Annotated in this window: 11 protein-coding genes; 7 read left to right on the forward strand and 4 right to left on the reverse strand. The window is 64.0% G+C overall.

Annotated elements, in window-relative coordinates; all coding sequences use genetic code 11:
• The first annotated feature begins 104 nt into the window (after positions 1-104).
• Positions 105-2,117: a DUF3857 domain-containing transglutaminase family protein gene (locus tag FRZ40_RS10495; protein WP_147234062.1), complete on the forward strand. Its 2,013-nt coding sequence runs from the start codon at positions 105-107 to the stop codon at positions 2,115-2,117.
• Positions 2,118-2,129: 12 nt separating this feature from the next.
• On the opposite strand, the gene FRZ40_RS10500 is transcribed toward FRZ40_RS10495, so the two are convergent.
• Complete coding sequence (locus tag FRZ40_RS10500) at positions 2,130-3,152, reverse strand: serine/threonine protein kinase (RefSeq protein ID WP_147234063.1); 1,023 nt, start codon at positions 3,150-3,152, stop codon at positions 2,130-2,132.
• Between the two features lie 125 nt (positions 3,153-3,277).
• A complete protein-coding gene (locus FRZ40_RS10505) occupies positions 3,278-3,490 on the reverse strand; it encodes a hypothetical protein (RefSeq protein ID WP_012399510.1) in 213 nt (70 codons plus the stop codon).
• A 435-nt stretch (positions 3,491-3,925) separates the two neighbouring features.
• Here FRZ40_RS10505 and FRZ40_RS10510 point away from each other — a divergent pair, with 435 nt between their 5' ends.
• The 5 genes from FRZ40_RS10510 (at position 3,926) to FRZ40_RS10530 (ending at position 11,829) form a co-directional block, all read left to right on the forward strand.
• Positions 3,926-7,108: an efflux RND transporter permease subunit gene (locus FRZ40_RS10510; protein ID WP_147234064.1), complete on the forward strand. Its 3,183-nt coding sequence runs from the start codon at positions 3,926-3,928 to the stop codon at positions 7,106-7,108.
• An 81-nt stretch (positions 7,109-7,189) separates the two neighbouring features.
• Positions 7,190-8,458 carry an efflux RND transporter periplasmic adaptor subunit gene (locus tag FRZ40_RS10515; RefSeq protein ID WP_147234065.1) on the forward strand — a complete coding sequence of 423 codons (1,269 nt, stop codon included), beginning with the start codon at positions 7,190-7,192 and terminating at the stop codon, positions 8,456-8,458.
• 11 nt (positions 8,459-8,469) lie between these two features.
• A complete protein-coding gene (locus tag FRZ40_RS10520; RefSeq protein ID WP_147234066.1) occupies positions 8,470-9,960 on the forward strand; it encodes an efflux transporter outer membrane subunit in 1,491 nt (496 codons plus the stop codon).
• 142 nt (positions 9,961-10,102) lie between these two features.
• Complete coding sequence (locus FRZ40_RS10525) at positions 10,103-11,374, forward strand: MFS transporter (protein ID WP_147234067.1); 1,272 nt, start codon at positions 10,103-10,105, stop codon at positions 11,372-11,374.
• A 272-nt stretch (positions 11,375-11,646) separates the two neighbouring features.
• Positions 11,647-11,829: a hypothetical protein gene (locus FRZ40_RS10530; RefSeq protein ID WP_007582094.1), complete on the forward strand. Its 183-nt coding sequence runs from the start codon at positions 11,647-11,649 to the stop codon at positions 11,827-11,829.
• 114 nt (positions 11,830-11,943) lie between these two features.
• On the opposite strand, the gene mgrA is transcribed toward FRZ40_RS10530, so the two are convergent.
• Complete coding sequence (gene mgrA / locus FRZ40_RS10535) at positions 11,944-12,987, reverse strand: L-glyceraldehyde 3-phosphate reductase (protein WP_147234068.1); 1,044 nt, start codon at positions 12,985-12,987, stop codon at positions 11,944-11,946.
• 311 nt (positions 12,988-13,298) lie between these two features.
• On the opposite strand from mgrA, the gene FRZ40_RS10540 reads away from it, so the two are divergent.
• Entirely contained in the window at positions 13,299-13,499 is a 201-nt protein-coding gene (locus FRZ40_RS10540) for a DUF3185 family protein (protein WP_007744726.1), read from the forward strand.
• Positions 13,500-13,542: 43 nt separating this feature from the next.
• Here the strand turns inward: FRZ40_RS10540 and FRZ40_RS10545 are convergent, their stop codons facing one another.
• Positions 13,543-14,304, reverse strand: coding sequence for a phytanoyl-CoA dioxygenase family protein (locus FRZ40_RS10545; RefSeq protein WP_147234069.1), 762 nt, complete (start codon positions 14,302-14,304; stop codon positions 13,543-13,545).
• Positions 14,305-14,447 lie beyond the last annotated feature (143 nt).

Consider the following 14,447-nt stretch of genomic DNA (forward strand, 5'->3'; position numbering starts at 1 on the left):
TGGTGTCCTTGTGTGCGGTCTGCCCGCTTGACACAAACTTTGTGTGACTTTGAAGTGAGGGATGCGACAGAACTAGACCAATTCCTTCGGACGCCTGACTCCCCATGCGCCTTTTCACGATCCTTTGTGTCGCGACGGCCTCGTGCGTCTTTTGCCTGTGCGCAGCCCGCGCTGCCGACACCGTCGGCGGCAGCGAAGCGACGAACCATGCGGGCATCGCGACGCTCAACGCCGCCGCCGGCGCGCCCATCGAACCGTACACGAACGAACGCGAGACGCAGATCTTCACAGTGAACGCCGACGGCTCGTACACGAAGATCGATGACATGACGCTGCACGTGAACAACGAAGCGGGCGTCGCGCGCGTCGCGCAGTACTACATCTGGTTCAACCGCAACATGGCGAGCGTCGACATTCTGGAGGCGTACACCACCTCCGCCGACGGCACGCGTCACGACGTGCGTCCGGAGCAGATTCGAGACGTGCAGGAAGCGCGTTCGTTCGATGCGCCGATGTTCCAGGACATCCTCGAAAAGGTGATCGTGTTTCCCGCCGTCGAGCCGGGCGCGCGCGTGCATCTGAAGTACAGGAAGACGCAGAAGCAGCCGATCGTGCCCGGCCACTTCAGCGACTTCACGCCGCCCGACCTCGCGCCGACTCACAACTTCCGACTCATCTACGATCTGCCCGCCAACAAACCGCTCTATGCCGACGCGCGCGGCTTCATCGCGCAGCCGCCAGCGACGCAGAATGGCCGCACGCGTTACGAGTTTCGCTACGACAAGGCGCACTTCGCGCGGCTCGAATACGGATCGATCGCGTACGTGAGCTACGGCGACCGGCTGATGGTGTCGACGTATCCCGACTACGCCGCGTTCGCCGCGAAGTATCGCGAATCGGCCGCCGATGCGAGTGCCTCAGACCCCGCCATCGTCGACCTGGCGCGCTCGCTGACCGCGCGCGATCCGACTCCGCGCGCAAAAGCCAAGACGCTCTACGACTGGATCCGCAAGAGCGTGCGCTACGTGGCCGTGAACATAGGACGAGGCGCGGTCGTGCCGCATCGCGCGACGGATGTCCTCACGCTCCGCTACGGCGACTGCAAGGATCACGTCGCGCTGTACGGCGCGCTGCTCGATGCCGTCGGCATTCGCAACGAGCCCGCGTTGATCAGCAGCGGCACGATCTACACGCTGCCCGACGTGCCCGGCTATGGCGTGTTGAATCACGTGATCACGTGGCTGCCCGACTTGCAGCTTTATGCCGATTCGACGGCGCCCAATGTCGAGTTCGGCTATCTGCCTTCCACCGACATGAACCGCCCCGCCGTTCTTGTCGACGCAGGCGTGGTGTCGCGCACGCCGTCGACGGCCACGATGTCGCGCACCACCGATCTGTCGATCGACGTCGCACCCGACGGCTCGGCAGGCTTCGTCTACCAGCTCGAAGCAGCAGGATGGGTCGCTGAACAAGGACGCGCGCTGCTGCGCATGCAAACGCCCGCCCAGCGCGAAGAATCGCTGCAGGCCGAACTGCGTTCCGTGAATCTCTCGGGGACGGCGACGCTATCGTCCAGCAACCTCAACGCGACGGATGGCCCGCTGTCGATGACGATGAAAGGCAAGCTCGAAGACTTCGTCGTGCCAGGCACGGCCGCGTCGATTCCTGCACTCACGAGCTTCGTCGGCGGCTTTCAGTCGGACGTGCGCTACTGGCTCGGCGAGCGGCAGCGCACGCAGCCTTACGTCTGCCGCAATGTCGAGCTGCACGAGCGCACGCGCATTGCACTGCCTGCGAATTTCAGCGTGATCGACATGCCGGAAGCCGTGGCCGCGCAAGACCGCTTCATCGACTATCGCTCGACGTACTCCTACGATGCGAACGCACATGTCATCACCGTGACGCGCGACGGCTACACGCGCTTCGGCAGCGAAGTGTGCTCACCGGATGACTTCACGCAGATGCGCGCGGGCATCGAAACGATCGGGCGCGATGTGCGCGCGCAAGTGATCGTCCGCTCGACGCTCGCGAAAGTAGCGCAGCGCGCATCGTCGACAGCGCCGGCGCCGTCGCGCACGATGGCCGACTCGCAACGCCGCCCGCAAACCGCCGACTGATAAAGCACGAAGTCACACGGGCCAGAGCGGTCCTTCCTGCATCGCGCCGATCTGCTCGCGCAACTCGAGAATGCGGTCTTCCCAATAGCGCTGCGTGTTGAACCACGGAAACGCGGCAGGAAACGCCGGATCGTCCCAGCGGCGCGCAAGCCACGCCGAGTAATGAATCAGCCGCAAGGTCCGCAACGCTTCGATCAGATGCAGCTCGCGCGGATCGAACTCGCAGAAGTCCTCGTAGCCCGCGAGCAGATCCGTCAGCGCGCGCGACGCCTCCTGGCGTTCGCCTGGCAGCAAGAGCCACAGATCCTGAATCGCGGGACCCATGCGGCTGTCGTCGAAATCGACGAAATGCGGGCCTGCGTCGGTCCACAGCACGTTGCTCGGATGGCAATCGCCGTGCATGCGCAGCTGACGCACATCGCCCGCCCGTTCGAACGCCTGCTCGACGCCTTCCAGCGCCAGATTCACGGCGGCTTGCCACGCGGCGCGCACGTCGGCGGGAATGAAGTCTTGCGTGAGCAGATAGTCTCGCGGCTCGTATCCGAAGGTATGGATGCCGAGCGTCGGACGCGCCGCGTAATTCGCCGTCTGACCCACGGCATGAATGCGCCCGATGAACCGGCCGAGCCATTCGAGCGTGTCCTTGCGATCGAGATCGGGCGCGCGGCCGCCGCGACGCTCGAAGACGGAAAACCGAAAACCGTCGAACGTATGCAGCGTGGCGCCATTGAAGGTGCGTGCAGGCACGGCGGGAATTTCGCGCGCGGCCAGCTCCGCGACGAACGCGTGCTCTTCGAGAATCGCTTCGTCCGTCCAGCGTTCGGGCCGGTAGAACTTCGCGACGACAGGCGGCCCGTCTTCGACGCCGACCTGATACACGCGGTTTTCGTAGCTGTTGAGCGGCAGCATGCGCCCATCGGTGCGCACGCCTACGGAGTCGAGCACGCTGTCGAGCGCGTCGAGCACCACTTCCGGCGTGAGCCGGGCGAAAGGAACGGCGTGGCCGTCCTGCGGAATTGGAGTGTCTTCGTTCATGCCCGCATTGTGCGCCGTGCCGGGCACAAAAACGAGCGCGGTATGACCCGCGATTCACTCGCGACGCGGCGTCGTTCAGCGGCCGCACACCTCGCCATTCACGACAGCAGCAAGCAAAACCGCGCTCAATGTACCTGTGCGCCTGCGGGACGAACGAACTCGCCCGTGTCGATCAGATCCTCGAGGAAAAAGGGTTCCGTGTTCAACATTTTCGACGTACCCGGCTCGCCGGCGTACCACGCCACCATCGCCATGTCGCCGAGAATGCGCATCACGATTCCGCGCGCGCCTTGTGGCACAGCGATATGCACGGACCGAACAATAGAACCGACTTGCATGATGTTTCCCCGTTCTCCCGATTGCCGGCTTGTTCGGGACTGCGCCGGTCAATGTGCTGATAAAAGCGCCGCAACGCGCAAATGGTTGCATGCGCACCTGACTCGAAAAACCGAGGGCGGGGATCGACTTACCTTCGACCACTGTCTTGCGGAAGCCAACCCGTTGAGCCCCATTGTTGCCCTTTTGAGCCTTTTGGCAAAGCAAAAAGTAAGGCCTCGTCAGGCGCTCATCCGGTCGATTCGACTTACGAAACCCTGACTGTAACAGCCCGTAACAGGGTCATCATAAACCGACCCATCCACTCGTCTCAAAAATGTCGATGTAAGCTACGATACGCGCTATATTCCTGTCGCGCACGCCCGGCCGGGCCGCCGTCGCGCAATGCTCGCTGCCACCAGAAGCAGCCGCCCCCGCCTTTACCGGACCGCCCTTCCATGTGGATCGTTCGTCTCGCGCTGCGGCGCCCTTATACGTTTGTCGTTCTCGCGCTGCTGCTGCTGATCATCGGCCCGCTGACGATACTGCGCACGCCTACGGACATTTTCCCGAACATCGACATTCCCGTGCTGTCGGTGATCTGGTCGTACAACGGCCTGCCCGCCGACGAGATGGAAAAGCGCATCGTGCTCAACTACGAGCGCGGATTGTCCGTGGCGGTGAACGATATCGAGCACGTCGAATCGACTTCGATGAACGGCATCGCCGTCGTCAAGATTTTCTTCCAGCCGCACGCCAACATCAGCGAAGCGCTCGCACAGGTTACGGCGCTGTCGCAATCGCAATTGCGTTCGCTGCCGCCCGGCATCACGCCGCCGAACATATTGCGCTACAACGCATCCACCGTGCCTATCCTGCGGCTGTCGCTCTCTTCACCGTCGCTCACCGAGCAGGAACTGTACGACTACGGTAACAACTTCCTGAAGACGCAGCTCGCGACCGTGCCGGGTGCATCGGCGCCGCTACCGTACGGCGGCAAGCAGCGGCAGATCATGGTCGATATCGATTCGCGCAAGCTGCAGGAGCGCAATCTGTCGCCGATGGACGTGGTGAATTCGATCACCGCACAAAACCTGATCGTGCCCACAGGCACCGCGAAAATCGGCTCGACGGAATACTCGGTACAGATGAATTCGAGCCCCGATTCGCTCGCAGGCCTGAACAACATCCCGATCAAGTCCGGCCCGAACGGCACGATCTACATTCGCGACGTCGCGCATGTACGCGACGGTTATCAGCCGCAGACCAACATCGTGCGCGTCGACGGACAGCGCGCGTCGCTGCTGACGATCAACAAGAGCGGCAATACGTCGACGCTCGAAATCGTCGATCGCATCAAGACCATGATGCCGGCGCTGCGCAATCTCGTGCCTGAGTCGCTGAACATCGATCCCGTCGCCGACCAGTCGCTGTTCGTGCGCGCATCGGTGCAAGGCGTGCTGCGTGAAGCGCTGATCGCCGCGTGCCTGACGGGTCTGATGATTCTGCTGTTCCTCGGCAACTGGCGCGCTACGTTGATCATCGCCGTGTCGATTCCGCTGTCGATGATCACGTCGATCATCGCGCTGTCCGCGCTCGGCGAGACGATCAACATCATGACGCTAGGCGGGCTTGCGCTTGCCGTCGGTATTCTCGTCGACGACGCGACCGTCGCGATCGAAAACATCAGTCATCAGCTGGAACAGGGGAAGAACCTCGAACAGGCGATTCTCGACGGCGCGCATCAGATCGCGATTCCAACGCTCGTGTCGACGCTTTCCATCTGCATCGTGTTCGTGCCGATGTTCCTGCTGACGGGCGTCGCGCACTATCTGTTCATCCCGCTCGCCGAAGCCGTCGTGTTCGCGATGCTCGCGTCGTATTTCTTCTCGCGGACGCTGGTGCCGACGCTCGCGAAGTATCTGCTGCGCTATCACCATCGTCCCGCCGACTTCCATCATCCGCAGCAAACGCGCAATCCGTTCATGCGGATGCACCTCGCGTTCGAGCGCGGCTTCGCGAACGTGCGCGCGCGTTATCGCGAGTTTCTCGTGGCGCGCGTCACACGGCCCGGCCCGTTCGTGACGATATTTCTGGGCTGCTGTCTGCTGTCGCTGCTGCTGATGCCGTTCCTCGGCCGCGACTTCTTCCCTGCCGTCGACGCCGGCACGATCGCGCTGCACTTGCGCGCGAAAACGGGCATGCGCGTCGAGGAAACGGCCGTCGTCACGGACCGCGTCGATGCGCGCATCCGCGAGCTGATTCCGCGCGGCGAGCTGCATTCGATCATCGACAACATCGGTCTGCCCGTGTCGGGCATCAACCTGTCGTACAGCAACACGGGCACGATCGGCACGTCGGACGCGGACATTCTGATCACGCTGAACCCGGACCACCATCCGACAGCCGACTACGTTCGCAAGCTGCGCCGCACGCTCACCGACGAATTCCCCGGCGTGCAGTTCGCCTTCCTGCCCGCGGATATCGTCAGCCAGACGCTGAACTTCGGCATGCCGTCGCCCATCGACGTGCAGATCGTCGGACGCGACGTGCAGGGCAATCGCGCGTTCGCCGCGCTGTTGCTCGACAAGCTGCGCGCCATTCCAGGTTTTGCCGACGCGCGCATCCAGCAGCCTTCGGATCTGCCGCGCATCTTCGTCGATGTCGACCGCACGCGCGCGCAGCAGGCCGGTTTCACACAGCGCGACGTCGCGAGCAATCTGCTCATCACGCTCTCCGGCAGCCAGCAGACGACGCCGACGTTCTGGCTGAATCCGCGCAATGGCGTCAGTTACAACGTGATCACGGAAGCGCCGCAATATTCGATCGATTCGCTGCAATCGCTCGCGAACATTCCGCTGAACGCGAACGGCCACACGAACATTCTCGGCGCGCTGTCGACGATGCATCGCACGGCGGGCAACGCGGTGCTCACGCACTACAACGCGCAGACCACGATCGACATCTACGGCACGGCAGACGGCCGCGATCTCGGTGCGGTGTCCGACGACATCCAGAAGGTCATCGCCGACACGAAGGCGCAATTGCCGAAGGGTTCGTCGATCGAACTGCGCGGCCAGGTGCAGACGATGAACGATTCGTTCTCGGGCCTGCTCGCCGGTCTCGTGTTCGCGATCGTGCTGGTGTATCTGCTGATCGTCGTGAACTTCCAGTCGTGGCTCGATCCGTTCATCATCATCACGGGGTTGCCGGGCGCGCTGGCGGGCATCGTGTGGATGCTGTTCCTCACGCACACGACGCTGTCGATTCCGGCACTGACGGGTGCGATCATGTGTATCGGCATCGCGACGGCGAATTCGATTCTCGTCATCAGTTTCGCGCGCGAGCAGCTGCTCGAACATGGCGACGCGACGCGCGCCGCGATCGAAGCAGGCTTCACGCGTTTTCGCCCGGTGCTGATGACGGCGCTCGCGATGGTGATCGGCATGGTGCCGATGGCGATCGGCCTCGGTGAAGGCGGCGAACAGAATGCGCCGCTCGGGCGCGCAGTGATCGGCGGACTTGCGATCGGCACGATTGCGACGCTCGCGTTTGTGCCCGTGGTGTTTTCGATGATCTATCGACGGCTGTCGGAGCGGCGCGCACGCGCCGCCGCGCATGTCGTCCATAAGCCGCAATGACGTGCCCTGAGTGGACGCGAAGCGGCTGCAAACTGGCCGCTGTCATAACAACGATGCGCAAGCACAGTATCCGGAGTGCAGATGGAAGTGAATCGTCCTGATGAGTCCGCGCCGCACGGGGAAGGCCCGCGCGGCTCATCGAAGCGCGCGCGCTGGATCGCGGCCGGCGCGGCTATCGTCGTGCTTGCGCTCGCCGCGCAAGGCATCTGGTCGCGTCACGATGCACACGCCGCGCTCGAACGCGATGCGCAGCATGCCGCTCAACTGAGCGTCGAAGTCGTCAAGCCGCAGAAGTCGGCGGCGGCGCTCGACCTCGTGCTGCCCGGCAACGTACAGGCGTTTCTCGATACGCCGATCTACGCGCGCACCAACGGCTATCTGAAGAAGTGGTACGTGGACATCGGTGCGCACGTGAAGGCGGGACAACTGCTCGCCGATATCGACACGCCCGAAGTCGACGATCAGCTGAAGGCCGCGAGCGCGGATCTCGAGAATGCGCAGGCGAATTACGCGCTCGCCAGAAGCACCGCCGACCGCTGGACGGAGATGCTGCGCAGCAACTCCGTCTCGAAGCAGGAAACCGACGAGAAGGTCGGCGACATGCTCGCGAAGAAAGGCACGCTCGACGCGGCGCGCTTCAATGTCGCGCGGCTCGGGAAGATGCAATCGTTCCAGAAGGTCTATGCGCCGTTCGACGGCATCGTGACGGCGCGCAATGTCGATGTCGGCGCGCTGATCGATGCGGGCAGTTCCGGTGGCCCGGCGAAAGAGCTGTTCCACGTCGCGCAGGCCGACCGGCTGCGCGTCTACGTGAACGTGCCGCAGGCTTACGCGCAGGAAGTGAAGGCGCAGCAGACCGCGTATCTGACGCTTACGGAAACGCCGTCGAAGCACTATCCCGGCACCGTCGCGCGCACGGCAGGCGCCGTCGATGCGCAGCAGCGCACGATGCTCGTCGAAGTCGACGTCGACAACCGCAACGGTGATCTGCTGCCCGGCGCGTATGCGCAGGTTCATTTCGCGTTGAAGTCGCAGGTCGCGGCGCCGTTCACGCTGCCCGGCAACGCGTTCCTGTTCCGCCCCGACGGCGTGAAGGTCGCCACCGTCGATGCGCAGCAGCGCGTGAAGCTCGTCAAGGTCGCGCTTGGTACCGACTATGGGACGCGCGTCGCCGTCGCGTCGGGACTGACGGGCGACGAACAGGTGATTCTGAATCCGCAGGATTCGATCGTCGACGGCGCGGCGGTGCGCGTCGTGCATCCGAAGGCGGGCAAGGCAGCGGCTGCTTCGGGTGCCTCGGGCGGTCTGCCTTCCGCGCAAAACGAACAGACTTCGAAGGCATCAGAGTGAGCACGTCACGCATGCGTCTGCGTTCAGTTGCTCTCGCCCTTGCAGGCACGAGCCTGCTTGCCGCGTGCACGCTCGGTCCCGACTACAGGCGCCCGACGGCACCCACGGCGGCTACGTACAAGGAAGTCGAAGGCACAGGCTGGAAAACGGCCGAACCCGCCGACGCGCATATCCGCAGCGCCTGGTGGGAGGTCTACAACGATGCCGCGCTGAACGCGCTCGAACAGCAGGTCGCGAGCGAGAACCAGAACGTGCAGGCCGCGCAGGCGCGCTTTCGCGCGGCGCGCTCGCAGGTCGCGCAGTTCCGCTCGCAGTTCTTCCCTGTCGTCACGATGAACGGCGGCTACTCGCGCGCGCGCTCGTCGGAAAACGTGAAGTTCAAGTCGACGGCGGGCAAGACGCTCGACGACTGGATCGTCGGCGCCGACGCGACGTGGGAACCCGATCTGTGGGGCCGCGTGTCGCGCAGCGTCGAAGGCGCGCGGGCGAACGCACAAGCCAGCGCCGCGGATGCGCAAAGCGCGTTGCTGTCGATGCAGGCCGAACTCGCGACGGATTACTTCGAATTGCGCGGCATCGACCGCGAGCGGCAATTGCTCGACGACACCATCGCCGCCTACAAGGAAGCCGTCGAACTCACGCAGAACCGCTACAAGGGCGGCATCGCGACCGACGCCGATGTCGCGCAGGCGCAGACGCAATTGCGCACAACCCAGGCGCAGTCGATCGATCTCGGCGTGCAGCGCGCACAGCTCGAACACGCGATCGCGATCCTGACAGGCCAACCGCCTTCGACGTTCTCGCTGCCCGTCGCGCCGCTCGTCGCCGTGCCCGTGATCGCACCCGTCGGCGTGCCGTCGACGCTGCTCGAACGACGGCCCGATATTGCTTCCGCCGAACGGCGTGTCGTCGATCTGAACGCGCAGATCGGCGTCGCGACTGCGGCCTATTTTCCGAATCTGATCCTGTCAATGACGGGCGGACTGGAGGCGACCAACTTCAGCCAATGGCTGCTCGCGCCGAGCCGTTTCTGGTCGCTCGGGCCGTCGCTTGCGGGCACCTTGCTCGACTTCGGCGGACGCGCCGCGCAAAAGGCCGAGGCGCAGGCAAACTACGATGAAGGCGTCGCGCAGTATCGTCAGACGGTGCTGACGGCGTTCGGCCAGGTGGAAGACAACATCGCGGCCTTGCGCGTGCTCGAACAGGAAGCGCAGACGCAGGACGACGCCGTCGAAGCCGCGCAGCGCTCGCTCGCGATCATGACGAACCGCTACAGGAACGGCGCGATCACCTATCTCGATGTCGTCGTCGCGCAAACGACGGCGCTCAGCAACGAGCGCGAAGCCGTCTCGATCGCGCGCCGCCGGATGGCTGCGAGCGTCGCGCTGATCAAGGCGCTGGGCGGCGGCTGGGACGCGACTTCCCTGCCCACCGACGAGCAGCTCACTGATCCCGACGCAGCCGGCCAGCCCGCGAGCACTGTGTCCGCCACGCGTAGCTGAGGCGCGGATCGCGGACTTCCCGGTCCGCGTCCTGCTGCAGAGTTCGACGACGCCCGCTGCGCATTCGGCGTATCGTTGAGCCCTCGCGCGCCTGCCGATGGCGCGCTTTTCACTGCTTCTCATCGTTTCCGGGAGTTTTGTTGTGACCGCATCGTCGGACCCGAGTCGGCCCGCTGATTCTTCGTCTTTCGCCTCATCCTCTTCTTCCTCTTCCGGCGCGCCGTATCTCGAGCGCGGCACGCGTGCCTACTGGCGCGCCAGTCTCGCGCTACTGTTCGCCGGTTACGCGACGTTCTCGCTGCTCTACTGCGTGCAGCCGCTATTACCCGCGTTCTCCGCTTCGTTCGATGTGAGCCCTGCGCAAAGCAGCCTGTCGCTATCGCTGACGACGGCGGCGCTCGCGCTCGCCGTGTTCGTCGCGGGCTTCGTGTCGGAAGGATGGAGCCGTCATCGTTTGATGACGGCTTCGCTCACCGCTTCGTCGCTGCTCACGCTCGCGGTCGCGTTCACGCCGCAATGGCACGCGCTGCTGTTGTTGCGCGCGCTCGAAGGACTCGCGCTCGGCGGCGTGCCTGCCGTCGCGATGGCGTATCTCGCGGAGGAAGTGCACCCGGACGGTCTCGGTCTTGCGATGGGCCTGTATGTGGGCGGCACGGCCATCGGCGGCATGGCGGGGCGGGTCATTACGGGTGTGGTCGCGGATCTGTTTTCGTGGCGCGTCGCGATAGGCACGATCGGCGTGCTCGGCATTCTGTCGATGCTCGCGTTCCGCTCACTGCTGCCGCCGTCGCGGCATTTCGTGCCGCGGCGCGGACTCGGTTTTGCGCATCACCGCGCGGCGCTGGCGACGCATTTCCGCCGCCCCGGTTTGCCTCTGTTGTTCCTGATGGGCTTCGTGCTGATGGGCAGCTTCGTCACGCTGTACAACTACATCAGCTACCGGCTGCTCGCGCCGCCGTTCGGTCTGAGTCAGACGGCCATCGGCGGGATCTTCGTGGTGTATCTGACGGGCGTGGTCGCGTCGCCATGGTCGGGCCGCATGGCCGACACGTTCGGACGCGCGCGCGTGCTGACGGGCAGCATCGTCATCATGCTGTGCGGCTTGCTGCTGACGACCACGCAGTCGCTTACGCTGATCGCATGCGGGATCGCCTGCGTAACGTTCGGCTTCTTCGCGGGGCACGCGGTTGCGAGCGGCTGGGTCGGACGGATCGCCAAGGAAGCCAAAGGCCAGGCGGCCGCGCTGTATCTGCTCGCGTATTACCTGGGGTCGAGCATCGTCGGCTCGTACGGCGGGCGCGTGTGGGCGGCTTACGCATGGACGGGCGTCGCGGCGCTCGTCGGCGGATTGCTGCTGATCGGCATACTCGCGTCGACGCGGCTGCGCGCCCGTGAACGCAGCGGCGCCGCATAGCGTCGTTCCTGCAACGCGTGCAACGCTCGCCAGCGCTTCGACCGGTAAAACGCATATTCAGAAAGGTCGACGTAAGCGCGCGGTTGCATCGCGCGAAATTCTGCTCACAGCCGCCTGCAGCGCGCAAAGCCTTGCCCCGCTTCGCTTTGCCGCCCAAGGGACAGAAGCGCGCGTGCGCTGCAACCCACAATACGCATCGATACCGTCTCCTATACTGTTTTCAGGCGCGCCGCATGCAGTCGCGTCCTGGCGATTACACAAAGGAGACAGGCATGCACTACTTCACGATCGGTGATTTCATTCTGGTCATTCCGATGGCGCTGGCCGGGGCACTCTTCCTCGGTGCGCTGCCCTGCAAAACCGAGTTCAGGCACAACACGCTGCGTGTGCTGGGTGCGCTGCTTGGCGTCGTGTTTGCGGTCGTGCTGGTAGAGGGCTTGCCTGCGCTCGTTTAGCGAAGCGATTTTCGCGTCTCGTGCGTTGGGCGAAACAGCCCGGCGCGGAAACGAAAAAGCCGCCCATGTGGGCGGCTTTTTTAATGTGGCATCGGCTTGCGAATGCCTCGGCTATCAGATGTGCTGATCCGTCGACGGCTTCTCCCACAGATTCACGCTGCCTTCCGTCGCATAGCGATCGATTTCCGCCAGTTCTTCCGCCGTGAACGACAGGTTCTTCAGCGCCGCGACGTTCTCGCGAACCTGCTCGGCCTTGCTCGCACCGATCAGCGCCGACGTCACGCGCGAATCGCGCAGCGTCCATGCGAGCGCCATTTGCGCGAGGCTCTGGCCGCGGCGTTGCGCGATGTCGTTGAGCTTGCGCACGCGTTCGATGTTCTGCTCGCTCAAATGCTCCTGCTTCAGCGAACCGCCGCCCGCCTTGTTGACGCGCGCATCCTGCGGCACGCCGTTCAGGTACTTGCCCGTCAGCAGACCTTGCGCGAGCGGTGTGAACGCGATCGCGCCCGAACCCGTTTCTTCCAGTGCGCCGAGCAGCTCGCTTTCGATCCAGCGGTTCAGCATGTTGTACGCGGGCTGATGGATCAGCAGCGGCACCTTGTATTCGGCAAGCAGCTTCGCCATTTCGCGCGTCTTCTGCGCGGAGTACGACGAGATGCCGATATACAGCGCCTTGCCCTGCTGCACGGCGCTCGCGAGCGCGCCTGCCGTTTCTTCGAGCGGCGTGTCGACGTCGAAGCGGTGCGAATAGAAGATGTCGACGTAGTCGAGACCCATGCGCTGCAGGCTCTGGTCGAGACTCGCGAGGACGTATTTGCGCGAACCGCCGCCCTGGCCATACGGGCCGGGCCACATGTCCCAACCAGCCTTCGACGAAATCAGCAGCTCGTCGCGATACGGCCTGAAGTCGTCCTTGAAGATGCGGCCGAAGTTCGTTTCCGCGCTGCCGTACGGCGGCCCGTAGTTGTTCGCGAGGTCGAAGTGTGTGATGCCGAGATCGAACGAGGTGCGCAGGATCTCGCGTTGCGTCGAGATCGGCGTGGTGTCGCCGAAGTTGTGCCACAGGCCGAGCGACAGCGCGGGCAGTTTGAGACCTGACTTGCCGCAAACGCGGTACTGCATGTCCGAATAGCGTGCTGAAGCTGCTTCGTAAGCCATTGCTGGAGTCCTCTGAAATGGAGTCGGCGATGCGGGTCGCGCATCGCGTGGGTAAAGCGTTGTATTCGTTGTAGTTGGTCCGATGTGCCGTCTCTGCATGCCGTCTCTGCATGGTACCGGTATCAAGCGACCCTGCTATTTCGGCGCGATCCGGTACGCAGATGGCAACCAGGCGGCGACGGCCCAACACCCTATGTTAGCCAATCGCCGCGCCCGCTGCAGACGCCCACACTGCGGGACGCGCGGCATGGACGCCGTGCCGTCGATCGCCTAGACTTTCGGCCAAATTATTCATCGATGAAGGAGTGTTCATGACCAAAGCGATCTCGCTCGCATTGATCGCCGGCGGCGTGGTGCTGCTGTACTTCGGCGGCCAGTCGTTCCATTCGTTCAGCAACGATGTGTCGCGGGTCTTCACCGGTTCGCCGACCAACAAGACCATCTTTCTGATTGCGGGCGGCATCGTCGCGACGCTCGCCGGCCTGATCGGGCTCGCGTCGAGCAAGCGCTGACGGGGCCAACGCATTCCCGTCGGGACGCGGCCCGACGGGACGCTCAGAACGCCACTTCGGGCTTCGACGCCGAGCGCGAACCCGGCAGCGGCACATTGCTCGCGCCGTGATAGGTGTAGACCAGCGAGAACTTCACCTGATCCGACAGATTCTTCCCCGCCGAATGCAGCGTGTTGCAGTGGAAGAAGACCACGTCGCCCGCCTTCAGCACGGGCGACACCGCTTTCTGGATCAGCGCGGCATTTTCAGGCACGTCGGAACGGAAAAACTTCGCTTCGTCGAAGCGGTCCGACGTGAACGCCGCGGCATGCGAGCCCGGTACGAACCAGAGCGCCCCGTTGTCGACGGTTTCATCGCCGAGCGCGAGCCACACCGACACCAGATCGTCCCGCTCGAACGACCAGTAACGCACGTCGCGATGCCAGCCCGTCAGGCTGCCGTACGCGGGATGCTTGGTCATCATGCAGTTGTGATGCGCGCGCGACAGGCGCGGCTCTTCGCCGAAATACAGCTCCATCCAGCCGCGGATTTCCGGCGCCGTCGCCCATTCGGCGAAACGCGGATGACGCGCATACGCGTCGAGCAGACGCCGCACCGTATGCCCGCCTGGCGCTTCTTTCGACTCCGGCGCACCCGGATAGCGCAGATCGGCTTCGAATTCGACCGGCTCGGCCGCCGCCTGCAACTGCTGGCGCGCGATCTGTTTCATCTCGTCGCAACGCTCGGGCGTGATGAGACCCGGCACGACGACAAAACCCTGCTCGCGCAGCACCTGAATCTGCTCTTTCTTCGAATGGACTGACATGGGCGTTCCGTTCAGCTAGCGTTCGTTCGACAACCGGCTCTCATTGTAAAACGGGCACGATCGTATCGTCGCCAGGTCATGCGTGCGACCGCTCGCCACGTGCAAGCGGGATGGGCGCAACTGCACGCCGGATGGGCAGTCGC

Source organism: Paraburkholderia azotifigens (assembly GCF_007995085.1).
In the GTDB taxonomy this organism is placed as follows: Bacteria; Pseudomonadota; Gammaproteobacteria; order Burkholderiales; family Burkholderiaceae; genus Paraburkholderia; species Paraburkholderia azotifigens.

Coding starts and splice junctions, on each gene's coding strand:
- FRZ40_RS10495 (WP_147234062.1), top strand. CDS start 105: ATGCGCCTTTTCACGATCCTTTGTGTCGCGACGGCCTCGTGCGTCTTT.
- FRZ40_RS10500 (WP_147234063.1), bottom strand. CDS start 3,152: ATGAACGAAGACACTCCAATTCCGCAGGACGGCCACGCCGTTCCTTTC.
- FRZ40_RS10505 (WP_012399510.1), bottom strand. CDS start 3,490: ATGCAAGTCGGTTCTATTGTTCGGTCCGTGCATATCGCTGTGCCACAA.
- FRZ40_RS10510 (WP_147234064.1), top strand. CDS start 3,926: ATGTGGATCGTTCGTCTCGCGCTGCGGCGCCCTTATACGTTTGTCGTT.
- FRZ40_RS10515 (WP_147234065.1), top strand. CDS start 7,190: ATGGAAGTGAATCGTCCTGATGAGTCCGCGCCGCACGGGGAAGGCCCG.
- FRZ40_RS10520 (WP_147234066.1), top strand. CDS start 8,470: ATGCGTCTGCGTTCAGTTGCTCTCGCCCTTGCAGGCACGAGCCTGCTT.
- FRZ40_RS10530 (WP_007582094.1), top strand. CDS start 11,647: ATGCACTACTTCACGATCGGTGATTTCATTCTGGTCATTCCGATGGCG.
- mgrA (WP_147234068.1), bottom strand. CDS start 12,987: ATGGCTTACGAAGCAGCTTCAGCACGCTATTCGGACATGCAGTACCGC.
- FRZ40_RS10540 (WP_007744726.1), top strand. CDS start 13,299: ATGACCAAAGCGATCTCGCTCGCATTGATCGCCGGCGGCGTGGTGCTG.
- FRZ40_RS10545 (WP_147234069.1), bottom strand. CDS start 14,304: ATGTCAGTCCATTCGAAGAAAGAGCAGATTCAGGTGCTGCGCGAGCAG.